The following is a 25,705-nucleotide window of genomic DNA, read 5'->3' as shown; positions in this document are numbered from 1 at the left end:
GATCGCAGTTATAGGCCGTCAGCCGATAAAACCCAACCAATAAAAATGCATATAAAAATCAATATATTCAATAAGTTAATTAAATAAAACAACAAAAACAGGACGTGCTTCCGCCCGTCCTGCAAGGTCATCGATTGGCAAACTTATTCTGCGGAAACGGGCACCAGCACATCCTTAACCAGCGGGTCATCGGTGGTTTTCAGCCAGCTCTGAATGCGCGGGTCGGAAAACGCCTGCTGCAATTTGACAATATTCTCCTGCGACAGATAAGGCGTCCCGATAACCAGCTGCGACGCAAAAGTCCGCGGCGCAGGCGGGAATAAGATGCCCTTATCGCGCGATACTTTCCCGGCATCAAACTGCGAGACATAGCCGATTGCCGCGTCCACCGAATTGAGCGCCCGCGGCATGGTTAACAGGTCCAGCTCTTTGAAATTAAACTGATGCGGGTTGCCGACGATATTTTTCAGCTTCGCCGTGCGCGGCTCTACCGCCGGGTCGAGCGTAATCAGGCCGATGCGCTGCAGCAGCCACAGCGCCTGTCCCTGGTTGGCGCCATCATCCGGCACCACGATCGTCGCCCCGTTCGGCAGATCCTTAACCGATTTATAGCGATCGGAGTAAATCCCAAAGGCCCACTGGAACACCGGTACCGTGGTGGAAAGCGCGAAGCCGTTGGCATCCACCACCTGCTTCAGCCACCACTGATGCTGATAGATGGTTCCCGCATATTCCCCTTGCGCCACCGCGCGATCCGCCTGCACCGGATCCTGCACCCCCACCGCCTCCAGCTTGAGGCCGTAATCCGGCGCAATATGCTGGCCGATGTACTCAATAATTCGCTGTTCACCGGCCATCGCCGGCTCATAGTGAATTTTCAGGGTGGTGCCGAACACCACCTGCTGCGACTGGGCCTGCCCTCGCCACCACCAGAAGGCGACGGCCAGCGCCACAATCACTACCAGCGCCGCCAGCCACGGCCAGCGTCGGGCCTTACGTAACTCAAACTGTTCTGTTGTCATGAAGCGATCCCCTGCGTGTGGCGAAGTTTGTTGACCAGACGGTCACCGAAAAATTGAATCAGCTGGATAGTGGCGATCAGCGCGATAATGGTGGCGATCATGATGTGATTGTCGAAGCGCTGGTAGCCGTACACCACCGCCAGATAGCCGATGCCTCCCGCGCCGATGGTGCCGGCAATGGCGGAGTATTCGATCATCGACACCAGGTTGAGCGTCACCGCCGCCACCAGCGCGGGCAGGGCTTCACTCAGCTGGGCGCTGCGGATAATCTGCCAGCGCGAGCCGCCGCAGACGATCCCCACGGCGGTGACCTCCGCCGGCAGTTCGCGCAGCGCGTTTTCCACCAGCCGGCCAAAAAATGGCACCCCGGCGGCAATCATCGGCACCACGGCGGCCGGAATGCCAATCGTCGTCCCGGTGAGCCAGAAGGTGAAAGGAATAATCGCCGCCATCAGCACCAGAAACGGCAGAGAGCGCCCCATATTCACTACCCAGTTCAACACCCGGTACAGCGCGGCATGCGGGAATAATCCGCGCGGCGAGGCATTGAATAGCACCACCCCGACCACGCCGCCGAGGGTCACCACAAACAGCATCACAATGGCCACCATCAGCCAGGTTTCGCCGTAGGCGGGCAGCAGCAGCGTATGGATCTCGCTCCAGGGGGTATCCTGGCTGATTACCGAAGGTTTCATACCGCCTCCTGTAGTTCGGGCGCGCCGTCAAGCACCTCCGCCGCGATACCGAGCTGCGCCAGCAGCGCCAGCACCCGCGCCGCCGGCAGACGCTCGCCCTGAAAGCGCACCCCCACCTGTAACCTTCCCGCCAGCCGGCCGTTGATCGTCTCAACGTGGCCGCCGAGCAGGTCGATCTGCAGCGCAAACTGCTGGCTCAGGCGGCTGATCCAGTCGGTGGCCACCGGCACATCCCAGCGATAGCTCAACCGCAACAGCAGATCGCTATGGGCCGCCACCGGAGAGAGCGGCAGCAGCTGCTGACCCAGTAGCGAATCCGGGCGCGCCAGCAGCTCTTTCACCTGACCAAACTGCACAATTGCGCCATCACGAATTTCCGCCACCGCATCCGCCGCCGCCCGTACCGCGTCCATCTCGTGGGTAATCAGCACGATCGCCAGGCGATACTCATCGCGCAGGCGTTTAAGCAAATTGAGCACCGCGGCGGTGGCCTGCGGGTCCAGCCCGGAGGTGGCCTCGTCCGCCAGCAGCACCGACGGGCGCAGCGCCAGCGCACGCGCAATACCAATCCGCTGACGCTGGCCGCCGGAAAGCTGCGCCGGCCAGGCGTCCGCCTTATGACTCAGCCCAACGCTTTCCAGCAGTTCGCCGACCCGGGCTTTAATATCGCGCTCGACCACCCCGAGGTATTCCAGCGGCAGGGCGATATTTTGCCAGGCCGTTTTACGACTGAGCAGCGCGGAGGACTGAAAAACGGTACCGATCGTGCGCCGCTCGCGACGCAGCGCCTCGCCGCTGAGCAACGACAGGTCGTTGCCGTTAACCCGGATGCTGCCGCTGTCGGGACGCTCCAGCAGGCTGATAAGGCGCGCGAGGGTCGATTTTCCCGCGCCGCTCGGCCCCACCACCGCGGTGATGGAGCGGGTCGGTACCCGCAGCGACAGCCCTTTCAGCACCTCGCTGAACCGCCCGTCTGCCGTACGATAGCGCTTATGCAGGTTGTCTATTTCGATCATGTCACCTTCTCCTCTGCCCCGACATCGATGCGGGTACCACGCCGGTATCCGGCGCCCGGATGCGGCGCCACCAGTCGCGGCCCGGCGCCAAACAATTTTTCGCGCAGGGTGCCTTCGCGATACTCCTGCTTAAAGACGCCGCGTTTTTGCAGTTCGGGAATGAGCAGCTCCACCACATCGCGGAAGGTTTCATGGGTGACGGCATACGCCAGGTTGAAACCGTCAACATCGGTCTCCTCAACCCACGATTGCAGCTCGTCGGCGACGGTTTGCGCACTGCCGACAATCAGCGGGCCGAAGCCGCCGATCCCCACCCAGTCGGCCAGCGCCTGTACCGTCCACTGACGATCGGGATCGGCGGTGGAAAAGGCTTCAACCGCCGACTGAATGGCGTTGGTATGCAGGTATTTCAGTACCTGATCCGGCTGATACTGGCCGAAGTCGATCCCGGTCCAGCCGGAGATCAGCGCCAGCGCCCCTTCATAGCTGACGTAGGATTTATACTCCTGCCATTTGGCCTGCGCCTCGCGGTCGGTTTCACCGACGATCGCCGTTTGCAGGTTGAAAATCAGAATGCTGCGCGGGTCGCGCCCGGCTTCGGCGGCGCGACGGCGAATATCCGCTACCGTCTTTTTGAGCAGCACTTTCGACGGCGCGGCGACAAACACGCACTCGGCGTGCCCGGCGGCAAACTGCTTCCCGCGGCTCGACGCCCCGGCCTGATAGAGCACCGGCGTGCGCTGCGGCGACGGTTCGCAGAGGTGGATCCCCGGCACGGTGAAGAAGTTGCCCTGGTGGTTGATCGGATGAATTTTTTGCGGATCGCTGAAGATCCCGCGCTCGCGATCGCGCAGTACCGCGCCATCTTCCCAGCTCCCTTCCAGCAGCTTATAAACCACGTCGAGATACTCATCGGCGTAGTCATAGCGCGCATCGTGATCGGTCTGCGCCTGATGACCAATATTGCGCGCCCCGCTTTCCAGATACGAGGTGACGATGTTCCAGCCCACCCGGCCCTTGGTCAGGTGGTCAAGGGTCGAGAGACGGCGGGCAAACGGGTACGGGTGCTCAAACGACAGCGAGGCGGTCAGGCCAAAGCCGAGATGCTCCGTCACCAGCGCCATCGGGGTAATCAGCGCCAGCGGATCGTTCACCGGCACCTGCGTCGCCTGGCGAATGGCGGCATCGCCGTTGCCGTTCAGCACATCGTAGATGCCCAGCACGTCGGCAATAAACAGGCCGTCGAACTTACCGCGTTCCAGCAGACGCGCCAGGTCAACCCAGTAATCAAGGTCCTTATACTGCCACGAGCGGTCGCGCGGATGGGTCCACAGCCCCGGCGACTGATGACCGACGCAGTTCATATCAAAAGCATTCAGGCGAATTTCACGTTGTGATGACATAGCGCTCTCCACGGTGCATTCCGTCAACGGAACGCACGCTTAACACATCAAGGAATAAGGGGAATGGGGGGTTAAATCGTGGGACATCGGGCGGATTGCCCAATCCCCAGCGCCTGTAAAGCCTCAGCGGCGACGGCGGCAGCATGATCGGCAACCTGCGGCAGCCCCATCAGTTCGCCAAAATAGCCGCGAGCCGCCGGGCCAGAGATCAGCAGATTGGGTATCGCGCGCCCCTCCCGGCCAATCGCCCGGGAGTGAGCATCAACGTCCAGCCCAAGACCCAGCTTATCGGCGCGAATCAGACCGCGCCGGGCCAGTTCGCGCAGCAGCGGCTGGCTGTCGATCAGCCCGCCGTGGGCCGGGCCGGTAGTCAGAATCAGGCGATCGACCGTCAGGGCAATGCGCTCGCCCTCTCGCAAGGTCAGGGTAAGCGTCAGGGAACGGGCCTCGCTCTCCAGCGCCGTCAGCCGTGCGGCCAGCACCTTCAGGCTCCCCTCGCGCTGACGTTGCTCAATCACCTCGGCGACCTGCGGCGCAATGCGATAACGATGCACATCCCAGTAACGCCGCAGATGACGCAGGAAGCGCTGACGGTCGGCAAACGTCAGGGTCTGCCAGATGCGCTGTCCCTGCTGACGTACCGCGTCCAGCACCACCTGCCAGGGAAGCCCCTGCTCTGCCGCGCGGAGCACATCGGCGCGCACCAGCCGCAGCCGCTGACGGAGCGAGCCCTGATCGTACTCACCCGGCCAGGGCGCCGCAGCGCTGCCGGTGTTGCCCCGGGATAACAGACCGCGGCGCGAAAAGGCGGTAATCGGCCCGCGGTGGCCGAGCCGGGATAGCGTGGCGATGCAATCCGCCATCGTCAGCCCGGTTCCCATCACCGCCACCCGCGCATCCGCGGCGATCGGGGTGAGAGTGTCCGCACGCCACGGGTTGGCAATCAGCGCCGGGTGGTCGTGAAAAGGCACCGCCAGCCGCGGCAGCGCCGGCGGCGGATGACTCACCGCCAGAATCAGCAGATCGCTTTGCAGCCGACGACCGGTATCGGTGGTGATAGCGCTCTCGTCAAAATCCAGCGCCTGTTCACGCAGGTGAACCAGTCGCCCGCCGCTCGTCCGTACCGCCTCGGCAAAACGCTGGCTGACGTAGCGCCCGAACTGGCCGCGCTGGGGGTACAGCGAGCCGTCTTCACGCCGCGCCTGCGGATCGTCAGCAAAAGCAGGCTGACTACGGTACCAGCGGTCAAAAGCGCCCTCTTCCTCACCGGCCAACTGCATCCGCGAGGCGGGCACGTTGATTCGGTGGCTGGGTTCAGCGGTGGAATAGGCGACGCCCGCCCCGGGAACGGTACGCGGCTCCAGCAGCGTTACCCGTAGCCCTTCCGGCATCAGACCAAGCAGATGAATCGCCACCGCCGCGCCGCTAAAGCCGCCGCCGACGATCGTGATATGAGGTTCAGCTGGCATAGGTCACCGCCTTATAAAAGAAGAAGCGAAACATAGCGACCTCCGCTCAGCTGGCGCTGACCTGTTTTACCGGGCGCTTATCGCCGCCGATGGTTTCACCGAACGGCCCGGTATTAACGCCGCGCGCTTTTGGCTGGGCGTTGCTGGCCAGCGGCAGCAGCGGCATCACCAAATCGGCAAAGCGGTGCGCCTCTTCCAGATGCGGATAGCCGGAGAAGATAAAGTTAGTGATCCCCAGCGCCTGATATTCACGGATGCGCTCCGCCACCTGCTGCGGATTACCCACCAGTGCCGTCCCCGCCCCGCCGCGCACCAGCCCGACGCCCGCCCACAGATTTGGCGCAATACGCAGATTGTCGCGGGAGCCGTTGTGCAGGGCGCTCATCCGCGCCTGACCTGCGGAATCCATACGCGCGAAGATCTTCTGCGCCTGGGCAATGGTGTCATCATCCAGGTGGGCAATCAGCCGGTCGGCGGCGGCCCAGGCCTCCTCTTCCGTTTCACGGACAATCACATGCAGGCGAATACCGTATTGCAGGGTACGTCCGCGGGCGGCGGCGCGTTCACGGACGATAGCCAGCTTTTCCGCCACCAGCGCCGGCGGCTCCCCCCAGGTCAGATAGCTATCGATTTGCTCAGCGGCGACGTCAATGGCCTCCTCCGACGAGCCGCCAAAGTACAGCGGCGGGCCATCTTCCTGCACCGGCGGAAACAGCACTTCCGCCCCTTCGACATGAATATGCTCCCCGCGATAGTCCACCTTTTCGCCTTTTAGCAAACGGGAGTACACGTCGAGAAATTCGCGGGTCACCTGGTAGCGTTCACTGTGGTTGAGGAAGATCCCATCGCCTTTGTTCTCCACCGGATCGCCGCCGGTCACCACGTTGATCAGCAGCCGTCCCTCCGACAGACGATCGAGGGTGGCCGCCATTCGCGCCGCCAGCGTTGGCGGCTGTAGCCCGGGGCGCACCGCCACCAGATAGCGCAGGCGACGGGTCAACGGCGCCAGCGCCGACGCCACCAGCCAGGAGTCCTCGCAGCTTTTCCCGGTCGGAATCAGCACGCCGTAGTAGCCGAGGCTATCGGCGGCCAGCGCCACCTGCTGGAGATAAGGCAAATCCACCGGGCGGCCGCCTTCGGTAGTACCCAGATAACGGCCATCGCCGTGGGTGGGCAAAAACCAGAACACATTGATCTTCTCGCTCGCTTTCTGCGTCATTATCCATTTCCTATATAACCATATTCGATATTTATCGAAGAGATGTTTTAATTTGGTTATATGAGTGTTAGCGATTATCGTGCCAACGACGAGATAAAAATAAATCAAATAAAATCAAATAATTAAAAAACACAGCCGACATCCATGCTGTTGCAAATGCGTCAGCGCCTGCGTGGACACTGACGCATTTGCAACAAACCGGCGGCGTCCCCCTCTGGTGTCTGTCGCCGGCAGAGGATAAGTTCAAGGCGTCATTTAACGGAGGTCCACCATGCTCAATCCTGAATCCCTGTCCGATACGCCCGTGCTCATCGACCCGGCGTCGAAAGCGTTTCAGAGCCTGCTGGACAAGCTGGCGCCAACGGAAGCCACCGTCCTGATCGTCGGCGAAACCGGCACCGGTAAAGAGGTGGTTGCCCGCTATCTTCATCATCACAGCACGCGTCGCCACCAGCCGTTTCTCGCCGTTAACTGCGGCGCGCTGACCGAAAGCCTGGCGGAAGCTGAACTCTTCGGCCATGAAAAAGGCGCCTTTACCGGCGCGGTGCAGAGCCACCCCGGCTGGTTTGAAGCCGCCGAGGGCGGGACCCTGCTGCTCGATGAGATCGGCGAACTGAGCCTGCCGCTGCAGGTCAAGCTGCTGCGCGTGCTGCAGGAGCGGGAAATTACCCGCGTCGGTTCGCGCAAGGCCATCAAAGTGAATGTGCGGGTCATCGCCGCCACCCATGTCGACTTAGCCCAGGCAATCCGCGAACGCCGCTTCCGCGAAGACCTCTATTACCGTTTGAATATCGCCATCGTGCCGCTGCCGCCGCTGCGCCAGCGCCGCCAGGATATTCCTCAGCTGGCCAATCACTTTTTAACGCTGTATGCCCGCCGGCTGGGTCGTCCGACCCGCCGCCTGGCGCCGGAAACGCTGGCGAGACTGATGGACTATCCGTGGCCCGGCAATATTCGCGAACTGGAAAATACGTTACATAACGCGGTTCTGCTCAGCAAAGAGGAGGAGATTACGCCCGCGCAGCTGCGGCTGAGCACGTTGCACGATACGCCGGCGACAGCTACGGATAATGAACTGGATAGCTTTATCTATCAGCAAATTAACCAACCAGGCGAGGCGCTGTGGGAGCGCATCACCGGGGCGCTGATCCGCGGAGCGATGGCCCACTGCGATGACAATCAAAGCCAGGCGGCGGCGCTGCTGGGCATCAGTCGCCATACTTTACGCACACAGCTGGCCAACATTGGACTGATTAAAAGCCGTCGGCGGGTAGAAACCACGCCGCGCCCGCTGTCCGGCACCGTTTCCGCCGACCGCGAGCTACGTATTGGCTATCAGCGTTTTGGCAACCTGGGCATTTTAAAGGCCCGACAGAGCCTGGAAAGCGCCTTCGCCCATCTCGGCGTCAGCGTGCTGTGGAGCGAATTCCCGGCCGGGCCACAGCTGCTGCACGCCCTCGCCTGCCACGAAATCGATTTTGGCACCACCGGCGAAGCGCCGCCGGTCTTTGCCCAGTCCGCGAACAGCGAACTGGTGTACGTGGCGTGGGAACCGCCCGCGCCGCAGAGCGTAGCGATGGTTGTCCCGCAACATAGCGCGATCCGCACGATTGCCGACTTGCGCGGAAAACGTATTGCGTTGAACAAAGGGTCAAACGTGCACTGGCTGCTGCTGCAGATTCTCGAGGAGGCGGGGCTGGGCTTAAATGACGTCAGGATTGTCTACACCCCGCCCAAATACCCGCTGACCGCCAGCGACTATCTGGCGGTGGATGCCTGGATGATGTGGGATCCGCTGTTAAGCGACGCCGAACACACCGGGGAGTTACGGGTGGTGGCCAACGGCGAAGGTCGGGTGCAAAACCATCAGTTCTACCTGTCGCGCCGCGACTACGTAACGCGTCACGGCGATATCATGCAACGCCTGCTGCACGAGCTGACGCAAACCGGACAGTTTATCGATCGACGGCGGGATGAAGCCGCCGGACTGCTGGCGGCGGAGCTGGGGATTAACGTCGCATCGCTCTCGCTGGCGTTGGCCCGCCGCAGCCATCGCCCGCGGATGATGGATCTCAAAGTGATCCGCGCGCAGCAAACCATTGCCGACCGTTTTTATGCGCTGGGCCTGATCGGCAAGCCGGTTTCGGTCCGCGAAGCGGTCTGGTACGGCGAGGCCACCAACAGCGAACCGGGCCTGCTGCTGCACGCTGATTAAGCCTCTTTGCGGCGCATCTTCCCGAATGCCCCCGTGCCGATAGCCTCTCCGCCACGGCAATGATACCCTTAAGGTTCTGTGAATAAGGGCCGGTTTCGACAGGCTCGCCTGGAGGTATCTGTGGCCGTTCATCTGTTAATTGTCGACGCACTCAATCTGATCCGCCGTATTCATGCGGTGCAGGGATCCCCCTGCGTTGACACCTGCCTGCACGCGCTGGAGCAGCTCATCGTTCATAGCCAGCCAACCCATGCCGTGGCGGTTTTTGATGACGAAGATCGCGCACACGGCTGGCGACACCAGCGCCTGCCGGAATACAAAGCCGGACGCGCGCCCATGCCGGAAACCCTCGAAGCCGAAATGCCCGCCCTGCGCGCGGCCTTTGAGCAGCGCGGGATCCGCTGCTGGGCTTTAGCAGGCAACGAAGCGGATGACCTCGCCGCCACGCTGGCAATCAAAGTCGCCCATGCCGGACATCAGGCGACGATCGTCTCTACCGATAAAGGCTATTGCCAGCTGCTGTCGCCGACGATTCTGATCCGCGACTACTTTCAGAAACGCTGGCTGGATGCCCCTTTCATCGCCAAAGAGTTTGGCGTCACGCCGGAGCAGCTGCCTGATTACTGGGGGCTGGCGGGGATCGGCAGTTCTAAAGTCCCGGGCGTGGCGGGGATTGGCCCAAAGAGCGCGGCACAGCTGTTAACGGAGTATCAGGATCTGGAGGGCATCTATGCTCAGTTGGCGAAGGTGCCTGAAAAATGGCGCAAAAAACTGGAAGAGCATAAAGAGATGGCCTTTACCTGCCGCGAGATAGCCCGCCTGCAGACCGATTTACAGCTCGACGGCAATTTACAGCAGCTGCGGCTGGCCCCCCAGGCATAAACAAACTGACAGGGCGATGCCGGCATCGCCCTGTGCAGTGACCGCCTGAGGCACTACCACGCGGTGTGATAGAGGGTAATAATCTCCTCCAGGCTGGCCTCCCGTGGATTCCCCCCGGTACAGACATCAGCAAAAGCCGCCTGCGCCAGCGCCGGAATATCCTCTTTACGGACCCCGACGTCACGCAGATGCGGGGGAATACCGACATCGCGGTTAAGACGGAAGACGGCATCAACGGCGGACTGGCGCGCCTGCTCCAGACTCACGCCATCCACCTTCTCCCCCATCGCGCGAGCGATATCGCGGAACTTCTCGCCGCTGAAGTCGGCGTTGTAGCGCATCACGTGGGGTAACAAAATGGCATTCGCCACGCCGTGCGGCGTGTTGTAAAACGCCCCTAAAGGATGCGCCATACCGTGCACCAGCCCCAGCCCGACGTTGGAAAATCCCATGCCGGCAATGTACTGCCCCAGCGCCATCGCTTCCCCTGCCTGACTATCGCCGGCTACCGAATCTCGCAGCGCGCCGGCAATCACCTCAATGGCTTTAATATGTAGCGCATCGGTCAGCGCCCATGCCGCCCGCGTGATATAGCCTTCAATCGCATGGGTCAACGCATCCACGCCGGTCGCGGCTTTTAACGCCGGCGGCATACCGTCCATCATATCGGCATCGATAAAGGCCACCTGAGGGATATCATGCGGATCGACGCAGACGAATTTACGCCGCTGCGCTTCATCGGTTATCACATAGTTAATGGTCACTTCCGCCGCGGTTCCTGCGGTGGTCGGAATGGCCATGATCGGTACCCCCGGATTGCGGGTCGGCGATAGCCCTTCCAGGCTACGTACGTCGGCAAACTCCGGGTTAGCGTGGATAATGCCGATCGCCTTGCAGGTATCCTGCGGCGAACCACCGCCAATCGCAATCAGGTAGTCGGCGCCGCTGCGTTGAAACACCCCGAGCCCCTCCTGCACCACGGCAATCGTCGGATTAGGGATCGCGCCGGAAAACATCTCCCAGGCCAGGCCCGCGTCATCCATCCTGCGCGTCACCTTGTCGACCACGCCGCACTGCGCCAGATTCTTATCCGTGACTATCAGCGCTTTGTGATACCCCCGACGAATCACTTCATCGGCTAACGCCGCCACCGCTCCCCGGCCGAACCATGCCGTCTCGTTTAAAATCATTCTGTTCGCCATCGTCGCCTCCCGCTCGCTTTGCGAATCACTCTTCGATACGTAACCCGTAGGTTTTGAATTTTTCCAGTACGATGGCAATGGCCTCGTCGTCCAGCACCGGAACAGGATCGACGATCGCCAGGGTACTGAGATAGAGCTGCGCCAGAACCTCGACCTCATGCGCCAGCCACAGCGCTTTTTCCAGATTCTCTTCGCAGGCAATCAGGCCATGGTGCTGCAGCAGCGTCGCTTTGCGGTTTTTTAACGCCACGGCGACAAACTCTGACAGCTCGCGGGTCCCAAAGGTGGCGTATGGCGCACAGGGAATGGAGTTCCCCCCGGCAGCAGCAATCATGTAGTGGATCGCCGGGATCGGGCGATTGAGGATCGATACCGCCGTGCAGTGCACCGCGTGATTATGCACCACGGCCTGTGCATCGGGCCGGGTCTGGTAGGCGGCCATATGAAAACGCCACTCGCTCGACGGCAGTTTCCCCTGCTCGTGCTGACCGTTGGCATCGATCCACACGATGTGAGATTCAGTAAGTTTTTCATAAGGAATACCCGTCGGCGTAATCAGCATTCCCCCGTCATAACGCACGCTTACGTTCCCGGCGGTGCCCTGATTCAGCCCCAGCCGGGTCATTTCCAGGCAGGTATCAATAATCTGCCGCGCCAGTCTGTTCCGTTCCATTTATTTACCTCTCTCAGCAATTCAACCCCGGGCCAACAGAACCGCTTTCGCGTTGCTTTCCGGCCGTGTTGAGTCAGTTTTATATTTACTGGCTATCATCATATTGAATAATCAGAAGGGAATTTACATTCGCGTATTCTGTGACCGCCATCAATTAATTACCCTGGTTTAATCAGGTCGCAATCTTTTTCCGTCGTGAAAAATGCCCGTAATTATTTTTCTTGCTCTAAACGGGCAATTTAACTTGTCATTTAACAACTGACCGTTTTCACCACAATAAATTAAATCGGGCAACGTCGCTGTGGCTTTTAAATTAATTTCACTCAAACGGTCATTGTTTTACAGAAATTAAAGTGATAGCAATCACATAAAACCACCGTTATTGGGCGAAGTGTGACCGTTATCATATTAAAAGACCTTTTTTATTTGAAAATGACCTCATGAGTTCATTCACACACCCCTAATTATTCAAGAGACGCTGTTGCGGCGGGCTGAGAATAACGAGGACGTCGGCACAGGAACTCACCCGGTTGACGGTCTGGTGAGTCATGCCAACCGCACGCCTGAAATGCTGAACACGCTTCTGAACTGATGAGGATGCTATGGGAAATACAACAATACAAACGCAGAGTTTTCGCGCGGTGGATGTCGGTCAACGTCAGCGCTACATTATTCCATTCGCCTTGCTGTGCTCATTATTTTTTCTTTGGGCTGTCGCCAACAATCTCAATGATATTTTGCTACCCCAGTTTCAACAGGCCTTTACATTAACTAACTTCCAGGCGGGTCTGATTCAGTCGGCATTTTATTTTGGTTACTTTGTCATTCCGATCCCCGCCGGAATATTGATGAAAAAACTCAGTTATAAAGCCGGAATAATTACCGGGTTGTTTTTGTATGCGTTCGGCGCCGCGTTATTCTGGCCCGCCGCAGAAATTATGAATTATACTTTATTTCTCATCGGACTTTTTATTATTGCCGCCGGTCTCGGGTGTCTTGAAACGGCAGCAAACCCTTTCGTCACGGTATTAGGCCCGGAAAGCGGTGGCCACTTCCGTCTCAATCTGGCGCAAACCTTTAACTCTTTCGGCGCCATTATTGCCGTTGTATTTGGGCAAAGTCTTATTTTGTCTCATGTGCCACATCAATCGCCGGAGGTGCTCGATAAAATGGCGCCCGAGCAGCTCAGCGCCTATAAACACAGCCTGGTCTTGTCGGTCCAGACCCCGTACATGATTATCGTCGCCGTGGTGCTGCTGGTCGCTCTGCTGATTATGCTGACAAAATTTCCGGCGCTGCAAAGCGACGACCACAATGAAAGCGAACCCAGCTCCTTCGTGGCCTCATTCAGCCGCCTCGCCCGCATTCGCCACTGGCGCTGGGCGGTCCTGGCGCAGTTCTGCTACGTCGGCGCGCAAACCGCCTGCTGGAGCTATCTGATCCGCTATGCCATTGAAGAGATTCCCGGCATGACCCCAGGTTTCGCCGCCAACTACCTGACCGGCACGATGGTGTGCTTCTTTATTGGCCGCTTTAGCGGGACCTGGCTTATCAGCCGCTTTGCCCCGCATAAAGTCCTTGCCGCCTACGCCCTGCTGTCGATGGTGCTGTGCCTGATCTCCGCCCTGAGCGGCGGGCATATCGGCCTGCTGGCTCTGACGCTGTGCAGCGCGTTCATGTCCATTCAGTACCCGACCATTTTCTCGTTGGGGATCAAGAACCTGGGACAGGACACCAAATACGGATCGTCGTTTATCGTCATGACCATTATTGGCGGCGGGATCGTCACGCCGGTGATGGGCTTTGTCAGCGATGCCGCCGGCAACATCCCCACCGCTGAACTGGTTCCGGCCCTGTGCTTTGCCATCATCTTTATTTTTGCCCGTTTCCGTTCACAAGCGGCAACGAACTGAACATTTTCCGAATAACGTGAGGAGTCTGTAATGAAAAGAATCAGCTTACCAAAAATTGGTATTCGCCCGGTGATTGACGGACGTCGGATGGGTGTACGCGAGTCGCTGGAAGCGCAGACCATGAATATGGCAAAAGCCACCGCCGCGCTGATTAGCGAGAAGCTCCGTCATGCCTGCGGCGCGCAGATCGAGTGCGTGATTGCCGACACCTGCATCGCCGGTATGGCGGAATCCGCCGCCTGTGAGGAGAAGTTCAGCCGCCAGAACGTCGGCGTGACGATCACCGTCACCCCTTGCTGGTGCTACGGCAGCGAAACCATCGACATGGATCCGCTGCGCCCGAAGGCCATCTGGGGATTTAACGGCACGGAGCGCCCCGGCGCCGTCTATCTGGCCGCCGCGCTGGCCGCCCACAGTCAGAAAGGGATCCCGGCGTTCTCGATCTACGGCCATGATGTCCAGGATGCCGACGACACCACCATCCCTGCCGACGTTGAGGAAAAGCTGCTGCGTTTTGCCCGCGCCGGGCTTGCCGTTGCCAGTATGAAAGGGAAAAGCTATCTCTCCGTGGGGGGCGTTTCGATGGGCATCGCTGGCTCCATCGTCGACCATAACTTCTTTGAATCCTGGCTGGGGATGAAGGTCCAGGCGGTTGATATGACCGAACTGCGCCGCCGCATCGACCAGAAAATCTATGATGAAGTTGAGCTGGAAATGGCGCTGGCCTGGGCGGACAAAAACTTCCGCTACGGCGAGGACCAGAACGCGCAGCACTATAAGCGCGATGAAGAACAGAGCCGCGCGGTGCTGAAAGAGAGCCTGCTGATGGCGATGTGTATTCGCGACATGATGCAGGGCAACGAGAAACTGGCAGAAAAAGGGCTGGTCGAGGAGTCGCTGGGCTACAACGCCATCGCCGCCGGCTTCCAGGGCCAGCGCCACTGGACCGATCAATACCCGAACGGTGACACCGCCGAGGCGCTGCTCAACAGCTCCTTCGACTGGAACGGCGTGCGTGAGCCTTTTGTCGTCGCCACCGAGAACGACAGCCTCAACGGGGTAGCGATGCTGATGGGCCACCAGTTGACCGGTACCGCGCAGGTGTTTGCCGACGTGCGCACCTACTGGTCGCCGGATGCGGTTGAGCGGGTGACCGGTCAGCCGCTCACCGGGCTGGCGGAACATGGCATTATTCACCTGATTAACTCGGGCTCCGCCGCGCTGGACGGCTCCTGCCAACAGCGGGATGAAGAAGGTAAACCAACGATGAAACCGCACTGGGAGATTTCGCAGAAAGAGGCGGATGCCTGCCTGGCGGCAACCGAATGGTGTCCGGCGATTCATGAATACTTCCGCGGCGGCGGCTACTCTTCGCGCTTCCTGACCGAAGGCGGCGTGCCGTTTACCATGACCCGCGTCAACCTCATCAAAGGTCTGGGGCCGGTGCTGCAAATTGCCGAAGGCTGGAGCGTCGAGCTGCCAAAAGCGATGCACGACCAGCTGGATGCCCGCACCAACTCCACGTGGCCCACCACCTGGTTTGCCCCGCGCCTCACCGGCAAAGGCCCGTTTGCCGACGTCTATTCGGTGATGGCCAACTGGGGGGCTAACCATGGCGTGCTGACTATCGGCCACGTCGGCGCTGACTTTATTACCCTCGCGGCCATGCTGCGGATCCCGGTCTGCATGCATAACGTGGAAGAGGGCAAAATCTACCGGCCATCCAGCTGGGCCGCCCACGGCATGGATACGGAAGGCCAGGATTATCGCGCCTGTCAGAACTACGGCCCGCTGTATAAACGTTAATGCGGCTTTGCCCAGTGGCGCAAGCTTACCGGGCCTACGGGCACATCAGCCGTAGGCCGGATAAGCGCAGCGCCATCCGGCGACGTTTATGGAGTTATTATGAAAAATGAAGTCATCCTCGTCCTCGACTGCGGCGCCACTAACGTGCGGGTTATTGCCGTTGACCGTCAGGGGAAAATTGTCGCCCGGGCCTCAACCGCCAACGCCAGCGAGCGCGCCGCGGAGAACCCCGCGTGGCACCAGTGGTCGCTGGAGGCTATTCTGCAACGCTTCGCCGACTGCTGTCAGCGCCTCTCGGCCGAACTGGCCGCGTGCCGGATTCGCGGCATCACGGTGACCACCTTCGGCGTTGACGGCGCGCTGGTCGATGAGCACGGCGCACTGCTCTACCCGACGATCAGCTGGAAATGCCCGCGCACGCTCGCGGTGATGGAGAACATCGGACGGCTGATTGCCCCGCAGCGCCTGCAGGAGATCGCCGGCGTCGGGGCATTCAGCTTCAATACCCTGTATAAACTGGTGTGGCTGAAGGAACATCACCCGCAGCTACTGGCAAAGGCGCACGCCTGGCTGTTTATCTCCTCGTTGATCAATCACCGTTTAACCGGGGCCTTCACTACCGATATCACTATGGCAGGCACCAGCCAGATGCTGGATATTCATCAGCGGGATTTCAGCCCCGAGATTCTGGAGGCTACCGGGATACCGCGTCGTCTGTTCCCTACGCTGGTCGAAGCGGGAGACAGGATAGGTTCGCTCCGCTACGATGCCGCCGCGCGGCTGGGACTCCCCGCCGGCCTCCCGGTGTTCTCCGCCGGTCACGACACGCAGTTTGCGCTGTTTGGCGCCGGTGCCCAGCAGGATGAACCGGTGCTCTCCTCCGGAACCTGGGAAATCCTGATGGTACGTACTGGCGAGGTCAACACCGCCTTGCTTAGTCAGTATCCCGGCTCAACCTGCGAGCTGGACAGCCGGGCCGGGCTGACAAATCCCGGGATGCAGTGGCTGGCCTCCGGGGTGCTGGAGTGGGTTCGTCAGCTGCTGTGGACGCCCCAGACGCCCTGGCAAACGCTGATTGATGAGGCGCGGCTGATTCCCGCCGGCGCAGAAGGCGTGAAGATGCAGTGCGATCTGCTGGCCTGCCAGAATGCGGGCTGGCAAGGCGTCACGCTCAATACGACCCGCGGCCATTTTTATCGCGCGGCGCTGGAGGGGTTAACCCGCCAGCTGAAAAATAACCTGCGCACCCTGGAAAATATCGGCCACTTTAAGGCCAGAGAACTGCTGCTGGTCGGCGGCGGCAGTCGCAACGTGCTGTGGAATCAAATCAAAGCCGACATGCTCGAGATACCGATTAAGGTGCTGGATGACGCCGAAACCACCGTGTCAGGGGCTGCGATGTACGCCTGGTCAGGCGCCGGCGAGTTTGCCAGCGCCGGGCAGGCCCGCTCACAGGTCCACTATCAGTACCGCTACTTCTACCCGCAAACCGAACCCGAACTGTCAGAGGGAGTATGAAATGTTAAAAACGATCTCTCCGCTCATTTCCCCTCAACTCCTCAAGGTCCTGGCCGAGATGGGCCACGGGGATGAGATTATTTTTTCTGATGCGCACTTCCCGGCCCACAGCATCGGGCCTCAGGTGCTGCGCGCCGATGGCCTGCAGGTTAGCGATCTCTTACGCGCGGTCATTCCGCTGTTTGAGCTCGACAGCTATGCACCGCCGCTGGTCATGATGGCGGCAGTCGAAGGCGATACGCTCGACCCGCAGGTGGAAATGCGCTATCGCGACGCGCTCTCACCACAGGGTCCCTGTCCGGATATCGTCCGTATCGACCGCTTTGCCTTCTATGAGCGGGCGCAAAAAGCCTTTGCGATCGTTATCACAGGCGAACGCGCTAAGTACGGGAATATTCTTTTAAAAAAAGGGGTAACGCCGTAATCTCATGCCGGAGCGTCCGCCTGATGCGGACGCTCATCGAATGACAGGGTGAGAACATGAAAGCGGCACGCCAGCAAGCGATAATAGACCTGCTGATCAACCATAGCAGCCTGACGACGGAAGCCTTATCGCTACAGCTCAACGTCAGTAAAGAGACGATTCGTCGCGATCTGAGCGAGCTACAATCGCGGGGAAAAGTGCTGCGTAACCACGGTCGGGTCAAAATCATTCATCGGGAAAGCCAGGACAGCGGCGATCCTTTCCATATTCGCCTCAAAAGCCACTATGCCCATAAAGCGGATATCGCCCGCGGCGCCCTGGCCTGGATTGACGAAGGAATGGTGATTGCCCTCGACGCCAGCTCCACCTGCTGGTATCTGGCCCGCCAGCTGCCGGATATCAACCTGCACGTCTTTACCAACAGCCAGCCGATTTGCCAGGAGCTGAGCAAACGCGAAAACATTCAGCTCACCTGTTCCGGCGGCACGCTCCAGCGCAAATATGGCTGCTACGTCAGCCCTTCGCTGATCTCTCAGCTCAAATCGCTGGAGATCGATCTGTTTATTTTTTCCTGCGAAGGCATCGATAGCCACGGCGCGCTGTGGGATTCAAATACGGTGAACGCCGATTTTAAATCGCTGCTGCTCAAACGCGCGGCGCAATCGCTACTGCTGATCGACAAAAGTAAGTTTAATCGTTCGGGGGAGGCCAGTATTGGTCACCTGGATGATGTGACACACATTCTTTCGGATGCGCAGATAGCGGCAAAATAGCCGGCGAGGCAAGAGAGAAGAGAGCCCGGATAACGAAGCCGTTATCCGGGACGCGACGCGGGCTTAGCGTTCGTCGCGACGACCGCCAACGGCCGCCCACAGGCGACGGACGTGAACGGTCACCTCTTCACGATCGTGATACAGCTGGCGCGCCTGGATCTGGGCATTAATCCCGTGTTCATCCAGCTGCTCCTGGATATAGGCGAGGTTGCGCGACAGCTCTTCATAGCGCTTTTTCATCGGCAGCTTAAGGTTAAAGATGGTTTCCCGGCACCAGCCGTTCACCAGCCATTGCGCCATCAGCGCCGCCACTTTCGCCGGTTTCTCCACCATATCGCACACCATCCACGAGATGTTGTTGCGCGTTGGGCGATACTTGAAGCCATCTTCACGCAGCCAGGTCACCTGCCCGGTATCCATCAGACTCTGCGCCATCGGGCCGTTATCCACGGAGGAGACCCACATGTTGCGCTTCACCAGTTGATAGGTCCAGCCGCCGGGGCAGGCCCCCAGATCCACCGCATACATCCCGTTGCCCAGACGCTCGTCCCACTCATCTGCCGGGATAAAGACGTGAAACGCCTCTTCCAGCTTCAGCGTAGAACGGCTCGGCGCATCAGACGGGAACTTCAGACGCGGGATCCCCATATAGAACGGCGAGTTGTTGGTGGTGTACGAGTAACCGGTATAGCAGCAGCCGGGGGCAATAAAGAACACATGCACTACCGGGCGCTTCGGCGTTTCATAGTTGGTGAGCACGCCCGCTTCACGCAGCGCAGCGCGCAGCGGAACCGTCAGTTTACGGCAGAACTTCATCAGCTCTTTGCTTTCATTGGTATCGGCCACTTCCACCCGCAGATCGCCGCCCTTCTCGACCACGCCCTGCAGCATCCCGACAATCGGCGTGATGCGATCTTCCGGCGGCAGGTCGCGCAGCAGTTCACCGGCCACAAACATCTGACGGGCGAAAACCAGCGAGCTGAACGGCAGTTCACGCACCAGTTTGTCGCCATCTTCCATCTGATAGCATTCAAAAATGACATAGCCAGAGTCTTCTTTCACTCGGGCAAAACCAAACACCTCAAGGCGGGAGGCCTTATCGGTAATTTCTGCTGCGCACTCCTTCTCAAACCCGGGGCGACAATAGAGGACAACCTTATTCATGAACAACGCCCTTACGTTTCAGACGAATTGCACCAATTAACATTAAAACCCAACCGGCGAGGAAGCTCACGCCTCCTACCGGCGTTACGAACGCCCACAGGCGTAAATGCGACAGCGCCAGGCAATAGAGACTGCCGCTGAACAAAACGGTACCGAGCGCCATAAAGACGCTGCTCCAGTAGAACCAGATACTGATACGGCGCTGCATCGCCACCGCCAGACCAAAAATAGCCAGCGTATGGAAGGCCTGGTATTCAAGCCCGGTATGAATCCAGGCCATTTCCGCCGCGCCTAACGTCCGGCTTAAAACGTGCGCGCCAAAGGCGCCCAGAGCAACAAAGACGAAACCGCTTATCGCGGCAAATATCAGCATAAATCGGCTGGTCATGTTTTTACCCTACAATCATTTATTGTTCGTAACGAAAACGAAATTTTTCTTGTTCGCTCGCCGCTTTCGCCAGTATCCATTGTCGGAAGGCGGCTATTTTACCCAGTTCAGCCTGACTGTCATGACAAACGAGATAAAACGCATTCTTACTGACCAGAACGTCATTAAACGGGCAGACCAACCGGCCGGCCTCGATTTCGGACTGGGACATCACATTATTGGCCAGTGCGACCCCTTGCCCGTGAATAGCCGCCTGCAGCACCATCGCGCTGTGGCTGAAAATAGGCCCCTGCTGCACATTAATATGGCTTAGACCAAGCTGACGGGTATAAGTTTGCCAGTCGCGGCGGGAAGCATCGTGCAACAGCGTATGTTGCGCCAGATCCGCAGGTGTTTTCAATGCTTTGTCACCGGTCAGCAGCGCCGGTGAACAGACGGGCAGCAGATATTCGGCGTACAATTTTTCGACGCGCAGACCTGGCCAGTTGCCGCGGCCATAGAAAATCGCCACGTCGACGTCATCCGCCAGTTTGTCTTCCTGACGGTCCACGGCCTGGATTCTGACATCAATCCCCGGATAAGCTGAGTTAAAGCTTGAGAGTCGCGGCACCAGCCACTGGATCGCAAAACTGGGCAATAAACTCACCGTTAAGGCCCCTTTCGCGCTTCGCGCCTGCAGTTTACGCGTCGCCTCGGTCAGCTGCGAAAAAATCTCTTTAATATCCTGAAAATAGCTCTGGCCTTCTTCCGTCAGCAGCAGCGATCGATTGCGGCGGCGAAACAGCTTCAGCCCTAGAAAATCCTCTAGTGACTTGATTTGGTGACTTACTGCGGCCTGCGTCACAAAAAGCTCATCTGCTGCGCGAGTGAAGCTTAAATGACGTGCGGCTGCATCAAAAACACGTAATGCATTCAGGGGCGGTAATCGCTTTGACATGGTTATTCTGGCTTAGATGTTAAGGCGTTTTAACAAACAGGAAACAACAGTTAACCTATTAGTTTTTTTTATCTGAGCCATTATAATTTGTCCGTTGAGGTTCTACCAGCAAATACCTATAGTGGCGGCACTTCCTGAGCCGGAACGAAGAGCTTTTTTTGGAATGCGTGTTCCAACAAGCTTTTGGCTTACGGTTGTGATGTTGTGTTGTTGTGTTTGCAATTGGTCTGTGTTTGCAGACCATGGTAGTTAAGCTACCCTTTTCACTTCCTGTACATTTACCCTGTCTGTCCATAGTGATTTAATGTAGCACCGCAACAAGCGGTGCTTTTTTTTGCCTGTCTGCCGCCGCGCTGACCAGAATCTCCTCCTCTCTTCCTTTCGCCAGCCTTGCCCTGATGACTAAATTGCGCGACGATCGTCGTATTGCAACGAGGAACTCCATGAACGCATTCAATCCTGCTCACTTTCGCGCCCAGTTTCCTGCGCTGGCCGATGCCGGCGTTTACCTTGATAGCGCGGCGACGGCGCTGAAGCCGCTCGCCACGATCGACGCCAGCGACCAGTTTTACCGCCTTAGCGCGGGCAACGTTCATCGTAGCCAGTTTGCCGCCGCGCAGCGCCTGACTGAACGCTATGAAAATGCCCGTGAGCGCGTGGCGGCGCTGCTGAATGCCCCGTCCGCGAAAGATATCGTCTGGACGTGCGGCACCACCGAAGCCATCAATATGGTGGCGCAGAGCTATCTTCGCCCGCGCCTGCGGCCCGGCGATGAAATCATCGTCAGCGAAGCGGAGCACCATGCCAACCTGGTTCCCTGGCTGATGGTCGCAGAGCAAACCGGTGCCCGGATCGTGAAGCTGCCCATCGGAGCCGATCGCCTGCCCGACGTCGCCCTCCTGCCTTCTCTTATTACGCCGCGCAGTCGGCTGCTGGCCATCGGCCAGATGTCCAACGTGACCGGCGGCTGTCCGGACCTGGCGACGGCAATCCGCCACGCACACGACGCCGGAATGGTGGTGATGGTTGACGGTGCTCAGGGGGCGGTGCATTTTCCCGCCGACGTTCAGCGGCTGGATATCGATTTTTATGCGTTTTCCGGCCATAAGCTGTACGGGCCCACGGGAATTGGCGCGCTGTACGGCAAAAGCACCCTGCTGGATGCCATGTCGCCGTGGCTCGGCGGCGGCAAAATGATTACTGAAGTCACGTTCGAAGGTTTTAAAACCCAGACCGTACCCTATCGCCTGGAGGCCGGGACGCCAAACATTGCCGGCGTCATTGGCCTGAGCGCGGCGCTGGAGTGGCTGGAAGAGACCGATATCGCCCAGGCCGAAAGCTGGAGCCGTAGCCTGGCGACGCTGGCGGAAGATGAGCTGGCGAAGCGGCCAGGCTTTCGCTCCTTCCGCTGTCAGGAGTCCAGCCTGCTGGCGTTTGACTTCGCCGGCGTACATCACAGCGATATGGTAACCCTGTTGGCGGAGTCGGGTATTGCGCTGCGTGCCGGACAGCACTGCGCCCAACCGCTGCTGGCGGCCCTGGGCGTTAGCGGTACCTTGCGCGCCTCGTTTGCCCCCTATAATACTCAGGATGATGTTTTCGCGCTGGTTCATGCCGTTGACCGCGCCCTGGAAATACTGGTGGATTAATGACGACTTCTCACCCTTTTGGTACCCGCATCACCGCAGAGACCTTACGCCAGACGTTTATCCCGCTCAGCCAGTGGGAAGATAAATACCGCCAGCTGATTTTATTGGGTAAGCAGCTGCCTGCGCTGTCGGATGACCTGAAAGAACGGGCGAAGGAGATTGCCGGCTGTGAAAACCGCGTCTGGCTGGGCTATAGCGTTGATGCTGACGGTAAGCTGCACTTCTTCGGCGATAGCGAAGGCCGGATTGTGCGCGGTATGCTGGCGGTGCTGTTGACTGCCGTTGAAGGGAAAAGCGCCAGTGCGCTGCTGGCACAGGATCCGCTGACGCTGTTTGATGAGCTGGGGCTACGCGGTCAGCTGAGCGCCTCGCGCAGTCAGGGGCTGAGCGCGCTGAGCGCAGCGGTGCTCGCCGCCGCCCGCGAGGGGTAATTTCTCTTTTAACCTCCCCCGGTGGCGCTACGCTGACCGGGGCTACAAGTTCGATGCAACCGGCAAGCCCGGACAGCTGCGCTGCACCACCTTCGGGAAACCCAGTTCAAGACCTGCAACCCCCGGTGGCGCTGCGCTGACCGGGGCTACAAGTTCGAAGCAACCGGCAAGCCAGGACAGCTGCGCTGCACCACCTTCGGGAAACCCAGTTCAAGACCTGCAACCCCCGGTGGCGCTGCGCTGACCGGGGCTACAAGTTCGAAGCAACCGGCAAGCCAGGACAGCTGCGCTGCACCACCTCCGGGAAACCCAGCTCAAGACCTGCACCCCCCGGTGGCGCTGCGCTGACCGGGGCTACAGGCTACAGTCGGCGCCATACCGTCGCCCGGGCAAGGATTGACCCCGCTGCCCGGGAGAGTTACCCGGCAGAAGCCGCCTCACGCTCCGCCTTCGCCAGCATTTTCTTCAGCGCATGGGACACGGCGACAAAACCGAAGGTCGCGGTGACCATCGTCGCTGCGCCAAATCCGGAGGCGCAATCCATTCGTTTCGGGCCATCGGCGGTGCTCTTCATCGCGCAAACGCTGCCGTCGGCCTGCGGATAGACCAGCGCTTCGGTGGAAAAAACGCAATCCACGCCAAGCTTACCTTTGCTGTTCTTGACCACCCCGAACTGACTCTTCAACCGCTCGCGCAGCTTTGCCGCCAGCGGATCCTGAATAGTTTTCGCCAGATCGGCTACCTGAATCTGCGTCGGGTCGATTTGCCCGCCCGCGCCGCCGGTGGTCACCAGCGGCACCTTATAACGGCGACAGTAGGCGATTAACGCCGCCTTGGGCCGTACGCTGTCAATCGCATCGATCACATAGCTGAAGCCGACGCCGAGATACTCCGCGACGTTTTCCGGCGTGACAAAATCGTCCACGACCGTCACCCGACACTCGGGGTTAATCAGACGAATACGCTCGGCCATCACCTCGGCTTTCGCCAGCCCGACGTTGCCCCCCAGGGCATGAACCTGTCGGTTAGTGTTAGTGACGCAGACATCATCCATATCAATCAGGGTAATCGCGCCAATCCCGGTTCTTGCCAGCGCTTCCGCCGCCCAGGAGCCCACGCCGCCGATACCGACCACGCAAACATGCGCGTCGGCAAAACATTGCAGCGCTTTTTCACCATATAAACGCGCCGTGCCGCCAAAGCGTTGACGCCAGGCATCGCTGATTACAACAGACATAAAACCTCAGAATGCATCAGGGCCTGCCAGCGCAAGCCCCATCGTGCGAATAAAAGATCAATGCGACCGCCAGGCGCTCCCGGAGACGGCGCGTTGCGCCGGTCCGGGCGACAAAATATCAGACGGTAGCGCGTTAACCGCTAAAGACGTTGCCGGCGCCCGGGGCATTTTTCAGCACCCAGACGCGACCATAGTGGTTATACCAACCGGCACGGTGACCGGCATCTGCGCCGATCCCCTGGTAGATATCGAAGTGCTGGCCTTTAATCGCCCCACCCACATCCAGCGCAACCATCAGACGCAGCTCGTACTGCCCGTTAAACTTGCCGTTATTATCCAGCAGAGGCACTTCCGCCAGCAAGGTCGTTCCCGGCGGAATAATGCTGCGGTCAGAAGCCACCGAGGCGCGACCAATCAGTGGCACCGCGCTGGCGCCTTTTACCGGGGCAAAGGACTGCGGTTTAAAGAAGACGAACGACGGGTTCTGTTCAAGCAGCTCGCGAACTTCGGCTTCACTATGTTTCTCGCCCCATTCACGGATCGCCTGCATCGACATATCTTCTTTCTTCACTTCACCGCGATCGATCAGGACCTTACCAATGCTGCGATACGACCAGCCATTTTTCCCGGCATAGCTAAAGAAGTTCAGCGGAGAGCCGTCGCCAAAATCGATATAGCCGCTGCCCTGCACGTCCATAATAAAGTTGTCCATCAGCGAATTGCTGTAGGCCAGAATATAGTCGTCGCTCAGGGCGCCGGCATAAATGCTGGCGCGGGACGGCAGCTTACCGCGCTTCGGCGGCATGCGATAAATCGGGTACTGGAATTCGCCCTGGCGAGTATGGCGCGCCTGCACCACCGGAGTGTAGTAACCGGTGAACTGAACGTTGCCATAGCTATCGGCCCCCTGCATCTGCCAGGCATCAATGCCGAACTGGCTCAGGGTGCGGGTATCGCCACCGGCGCGCAGCCACTCCTGCAGCGCGTTATAGACGTTGCTCTGGCTATTATAAAGGCGCGGTGAGGCGCTGCGAATCTGACGGACCTGCTCGGAGAAGTCCCCGGCGTTAATCGGCGAACCGACCGCATCAGGCTGGTTAACCAAAGAGAACGGCTGGGTAAACTTCCCTTCATTATACTGCTGACCGCGATCGGTCGGTTTTGAGGAACAGGCGGCGAGCATCGCCAGCATTGCTCCCGTCGCTATATACTTTGCCCAACATCCTTTCATGGTATCTCTTCTTTATGCTGCTTAGTCGCGGTTCGTGATGAGGGAAGATAACAAACCCCCAGGGCTATTGAAATGCGCGAAAGCACCACAAATACAATCTTGCTCAAAAAACAAGCCGAAAGTGGTTCTTTATACACCATTTATTACAAATTTGATGATTTTACTGAAAAAGGGTTGCATCAAAACGCGAGCGGAGTATAGTGCGCTTCCACGGACGCGGGGTGGAGCAGCCTGGTAGCTCGTCGGGCTCATAACCCGAAGGTCGTCGGTTCAAATCCGGCCCCCGCAACCAATTAAAATCAGATAGCAGTAAGCTTTACTCGATGGAAGAGTAAAGACGGACGCGGGGTGGAGCAGCCTGGTAGCTCGTCGGGCTCATAACCCGAAGGTCGTCGGTTCAAATCCGGCCCCCGCAACCAATTTAAAATCTGATGCATA

At 59.1% G+C, this 25,705-nt stretch carries 22 protein-coding genes and 2 tRNA genes; 11 read left to right on the top strand and 13 right to left on the bottom strand.

Annotated elements, in window-relative coordinates; translation table 11 throughout:
* Window positions 1–143: 143 nt before the first annotated feature.
* The 6 genes from AC236I_RS04915 to ssuD form a co-directional block, all read right to left on the bottom strand.
* Entirely contained in the window at window positions 144–1,022 is an 879-nt protein-coding gene (locus tag AC236I_RS04915; protein ID WP_004867012.1) for a MetQ/NlpA family ABC transporter substrate-binding protein, read from the bottom strand.
* A complete protein-coding gene (locus tag AC236I_RS04910) occupies window positions 1,019–1,717 on the bottom strand; it encodes a methionine ABC transporter permease (protein WP_004867013.1) in 699 nt (232 codons plus the stop codon). The genes AC236I_RS04915 and AC236I_RS04910 overlap by 4 nt, the downstream gene beginning before the upstream one ends.
* The gene (locus AC236I_RS04905; RefSeq protein WP_004867014.1) at window positions 1,714–2,733 is read right to left on the bottom strand and encodes a methionine ABC transporter ATP-binding protein; all 1,020 of its coding nucleotides are present in this window, start codon (window positions 2,731–2,733) and stop codon (window positions 1,714–1,716) included. The genes AC236I_RS04910 and AC236I_RS04905 overlap by 4 nt, the downstream gene beginning before the upstream one ends.
* Window positions 2,730–4,136 carry an LLM class flavin-dependent oxidoreductase gene (locus tag AC236I_RS04900; RefSeq protein WP_004867015.1) on the bottom strand — a complete coding sequence of 469 codons (1,407 nt, stop codon included), beginning with the start codon at window positions 4,134–4,136 and terminating at the stop codon, window positions 2,730–2,732. The genes AC236I_RS04905 and AC236I_RS04900 overlap by 4 nt, the downstream gene beginning before the upstream one ends.
* Window positions 4,137–4,207: 71 nt before the next feature.
* On the bottom strand, window positions 4,208–5,605 hold the full coding sequence (locus AC236I_RS04895; protein WP_015585852.1) for an FAD/NAD(P)-binding protein: 1,398 nt from the start codon (window positions 5,603–5,605) through the stop codon (window positions 4,208–4,210).
* 46 nt (window positions 5,606–5,651) lie between these two features.
* Entirely contained in the window at window positions 5,652–6,824 is a 1,173-nt protein-coding gene (gene ssuD, locus AC236I_RS04890) for an FMNH2-dependent alkanesulfonate monooxygenase (protein WP_004867017.1), read from the bottom strand.
* Between the two features lie 271 nt (window positions 6,825–7,095).
* On the opposite strand from ssuD, the gene AC236I_RS04885 reads away from it, so the two are divergent.
* On the top strand, window positions 7,096–9,039 hold the full coding sequence (locus tag AC236I_RS04885) for a sigma-54-dependent Fis family transcriptional regulator (protein WP_004867018.1): 1,944 nt from the start codon (window positions 7,096–7,098) through the stop codon (window positions 9,037–9,039).
* 120 nt (window positions 9,040–9,159) lie between these two features.
* Window positions 9,160–9,921, top strand: a complete 762-nt coding sequence (gene xni / locus AC236I_RS04880; RefSeq protein WP_004867019.1) for a flap endonuclease Xni — start codon at window positions 9,160–9,162, stop codon at window positions 9,919–9,921.
* A gap of 53 nt (window positions 9,922–9,974) precedes the next feature.
* Here xni and fucO read toward each other — a convergent pair whose 3' ends face one another.
* Together fucO and fucA are read right to left on the bottom strand one after the other, a co-directional pair.
* Window positions 9,975–11,123 (bottom strand): lactaldehyde reductase, encoded by a 1,149-nt coding sequence (gene fucO / locus AC236I_RS04875; RefSeq protein ID WP_015585851.1) that lies wholly within the window; start codon window positions 11,121–11,123, stop codon window positions 9,975–9,977.
* A gap of 25 nt (window positions 11,124–11,148) precedes the next feature.
* The gene (fucA, locus tag AC236I_RS04870) at window positions 11,149–11,796 is read right to left on the bottom strand and encodes an L-fuculose-phosphate aldolase (protein ID WP_004867024.1); all 648 of its coding nucleotides are present in this window, start codon (window positions 11,794–11,796) and stop codon (window positions 11,149–11,151) included.
* A gap of 602 nt (window positions 11,797–12,398) precedes the next feature.
* Between fucA and fucP the strand changes: the two genes are divergently transcribed.
* The 5 genes from fucP to fucR all read left to right on the top strand — a co-directional run bounded on the left by fucP (window position 12,399) and on the right by fucR (window position 18,230).
* Window positions 12,399–13,709 carry an L-fucose:H+ symporter permease gene (fucP, locus tag AC236I_RS04865; RefSeq protein ID WP_004867025.1) on the top strand — a complete coding sequence of 437 codons (1,311 nt, stop codon included), beginning with the start codon at window positions 12,399–12,401 and terminating at the stop codon, window positions 13,707–13,709.
* A 30-nt stretch (window positions 13,710–13,739) separates the two neighbouring features.
* Window positions 13,740–15,515 (top strand): L-fucose isomerase, encoded by a 1,776-nt coding sequence (gene fucI, locus AC236I_RS04860; RefSeq protein ID WP_048023713.1) that lies wholly within the window; start codon window positions 13,740–13,742, stop codon window positions 15,513–15,515.
* A gap of 99 nt (window positions 15,516–15,614) precedes the next feature.
* Window positions 15,615–17,033 carry an L-fuculokinase gene (gene fucK, locus AC236I_RS04855; protein ID WP_004867030.1) on the top strand — a complete coding sequence of 473 codons (1,419 nt, stop codon included), beginning with the start codon at window positions 15,615–15,617 and terminating at the stop codon, window positions 17,031–17,033.
* A gap of 1 nt (window position 17,034) precedes the next feature.
* Window positions 17,035–17,457 (top strand): L-fucose mutarotase, encoded by a 423-nt coding sequence (gene fucU, locus AC236I_RS04850; protein WP_004867032.1) that lies wholly within the window; start codon window positions 17,035–17,037, stop codon window positions 17,455–17,457.
* Between the two features lie 56 nt (window positions 17,458–17,513).
* Window positions 17,514–18,230, top strand: coding sequence for an L-fucose operon activator (fucR, locus tag AC236I_RS04845; RefSeq protein ID WP_004867034.1), 717 nt, complete (start codon window positions 17,514–17,516; stop codon window positions 18,228–18,230).
* A gap of 63 nt (window positions 18,231–18,293) precedes the next feature.
* On the opposite strand, the gene rlmM is transcribed toward fucR, so the two are convergent.
* From rlmM to gcvA, 3 genes are read right to left on the bottom strand one after another with little or no spacing between them, the layout of a single operon-like run.
* Window positions 18,294–19,394, bottom strand: coding sequence for a 23S rRNA (cytidine(2498)-2'-O)-methyltransferase RlmM (gene rlmM / locus AC236I_RS04840; RefSeq protein WP_004867036.1), 1,101 nt, complete (start codon window positions 19,392–19,394; stop codon window positions 18,294–18,296).
* Window positions 19,387–19,782 carry a DUF423 domain-containing protein gene (locus tag AC236I_RS04835; protein ID WP_004867038.1) on the bottom strand — a complete coding sequence of 132 codons (396 nt, stop codon included), beginning with the start codon at window positions 19,780–19,782 and terminating at the stop codon, window positions 19,387–19,389. The genes rlmM and AC236I_RS04835 overlap by 8 nt, the downstream gene beginning before the upstream one ends.
* Window positions 19,783–19,801: 19 nt before the next feature.
* On the bottom strand, window positions 19,802–20,719 hold the full coding sequence (gene gcvA / locus AC236I_RS04830) for a glycine cleavage system transcriptional regulator GcvA (protein ID WP_015585849.1): 918 nt from the start codon (window positions 20,717–20,719) through the stop codon (window positions 19,802–19,804).
* 443 nt (window positions 20,720–21,162) lie between these two features.
* Between gcvA and csdA the strand changes: the two genes are divergently transcribed.
* Together csdA and csdE are read left to right on the top strand one after the other, a co-directional pair.
* Window positions 21,163–22,368, top strand: a complete 1,206-nt coding sequence (gene csdA, locus AC236I_RS04825; RefSeq protein WP_487608704.1) for a cysteine desulfurase CsdA — start codon at window positions 21,163–21,165, stop codon at window positions 22,366–22,368.
* Window positions 22,368–22,799, top strand: coding sequence for a cysteine desulfurase sulfur acceptor subunit CsdE (csdE, locus tag AC236I_RS04820; protein WP_004867043.1), 432 nt, complete (start codon window positions 22,368–22,370; stop codon window positions 22,797–22,799). The genes csdA and csdE overlap by 1 nt, the downstream gene beginning before the upstream one ends.
* A gap of 418 nt (window positions 22,800–23,217) precedes the next feature.
* Here csdE and tcdA read toward each other — a convergent pair whose 3' ends face one another.
* Window positions 23,218–24,036: a tRNA cyclic N6-threonylcarbamoyladenosine(37) synthase TcdA gene (gene tcdA / locus AC236I_RS04815; RefSeq protein ID WP_004867045.1), complete on the bottom strand. Its 819-nt coding sequence runs from the start codon at window positions 24,034–24,036 to the stop codon at window positions 23,218–23,220.
* A 133-nt stretch (window positions 24,037–24,169) separates the two neighbouring features.
* Window positions 24,170–25,267: a murein transglycosylase A gene (gene mltA, locus AC236I_RS04810; protein WP_004867047.1), complete on the bottom strand. Its 1,098-nt coding sequence runs from the start codon at window positions 25,265–25,267 to the stop codon at window positions 24,170–24,172.
* A gap of 215 nt (window positions 25,268–25,482) precedes the next feature.
* On the opposite strand from mltA, the gene AC236I_RS04805 reads away from it, so the two are divergent.
* Together AC236I_RS04805 and AC236I_RS04800 are read left to right on the top strand one after the other, a co-directional pair.
* Window positions 25,483–25,559, top strand: a tRNA-Met gene (locus AC236I_RS04805).
* Between the two features lie 50 nt (window positions 25,560–25,609).
* A tRNA-Met gene (locus AC236I_RS04800) sits at window positions 25,610–25,686 on the top strand.
* The last annotated feature ends 19 nt before the right edge of the window (window positions 25,687–25,705 follow it).

This window comes from Klebsiella sp. Sb-30, assembly GCF_057652795.1.
The sequence above is the reverse complement of the archived record's forward strand: the minus strand, read 5'-3'. Positions and strand labels throughout refer to the sequence as shown.

Bases quoted from the DNA above. Each gene is read 5' to 3' on its own strand.
- AC236I_RS04885 (WP_004867018.1), top strand. From the start codon at position 7,096: ATGCTCAATCCTGAATCCCTGTCCGATACGCCCGTGCTCATCGACCCG.
- fucR (WP_004867034.1), top strand. From the start codon at position 17,514: ATGAAAGCGGCACGCCAGCAAGCGATAATAGACCTGCTGATCAACCAT.
- ssuD (WP_004867017.1), bottom strand. From the start codon at position 6,824: ATGACGCAGAAAGCGAGCGAGAAGATCAATGTGTTCTGGTTTTTGCCC.
- fucA (WP_004867024.1), bottom strand. From the start codon at position 11,796: ATGGAACGGAACAGACTGGCGCGGCAGATTATTGATACCTGCCTGGAA.
- tcdA (WP_004867045.1), bottom strand. From the start codon at position 24,036: ATGTCTGTTGTAATCAGCGATGCCTGGCGTCAACGCTTTGGCGGCACG.
- csdE (WP_004867043.1), top strand. From the start codon at position 22,368: ATGACGACTTCTCACCCTTTTGGTACCCGCATCACCGCAGAGACCTTA.
- fucU (WP_004867032.1), top strand. From the start codon at position 17,035: ATGTTAAAAACGATCTCTCCGCTCATTTCCCCTCAACTCCTCAAGGTC.
- mltA (WP_004867047.1), bottom strand. From the start codon at position 25,267: ATGAAAGGATGTTGGGCAAAGTATATAGCGACGGGAGCAATGCTGGCG.
- AC236I_RS04900 (WP_004867015.1), bottom strand. From the start codon at position 4,136: ATGTCATCACAACGTGAAATTCGCCTGAATGCTTTTGATATGAACTGC.
- gcvA (WP_015585849.1), bottom strand. From the start codon at position 20,719: ATGTCAAAGCGATTACCGCCCCTGAATGCATTACGTGTTTTTGATGCA.
- fucI (WP_048023713.1), top strand. From the start codon at position 13,740: ATGAAAAGAATCAGCTTACCAAAAATTGGTATTCGCCCGGTGATTGAC.
- AC236I_RS04905 (WP_004867014.1), bottom strand. From the start codon at position 2,733: ATGATCGAAATAGACAACCTGCATAAGCGCTATCGTACGGCAGACGGG.
- csdA (WP_487608704.1), top strand. From the start codon at position 21,163: ATGAACGCATTCAATCCTGCTCACTTTCGCGCCCAGTTTCCTGCGCTG.
- fucP (WP_004867025.1), top strand. From the start codon at position 12,399: ATGGGAAATACAACAATACAAACGCAGAGTTTTCGCGCGGTGGATGTC.
- rlmM (WP_004867036.1), bottom strand. From the start codon at position 19,394: ATGAATAAGGTTGTCCTCTATTGTCGCCCCGGGTTTGAGAAGGAGTGC.
- fucK (WP_004867030.1), top strand. From the start codon at position 15,615: ATGAAAAATGAAGTCATCCTCGTCCTCGACTGCGGCGCCACTAACGTG.
- AC236I_RS04835 (WP_004867038.1), bottom strand. From the start codon at position 19,782: ATGACCAGCCGATTTATGCTGATATTTGCCGCGATAAGCGGTTTCGTC.
- AC236I_RS04910 (WP_004867013.1), bottom strand. From the start codon at position 1,717: ATGAAACCTTCGGTAATCAGCCAGGATACCCCCTGGAGCGAGATCCAT.
- AC236I_RS04895 (WP_015585852.1), bottom strand. From the start codon at position 5,605: ATGCCAGCTGAACCTCATATCACGATCGTCGGCGGCGGCTTTAGCGGC.
- fucO (WP_015585851.1), bottom strand. From the start codon at position 11,123: ATGGCGAACAGAATGATTTTAAACGAGACGGCATGGTTCGGCCGGGGA.
- AC236I_RS04915 (WP_004867012.1), bottom strand. From the start codon at position 1,022: ATGACAACAGAACAGTTTGAGTTACGTAAGGCCCGACGCTGGCCGTGG.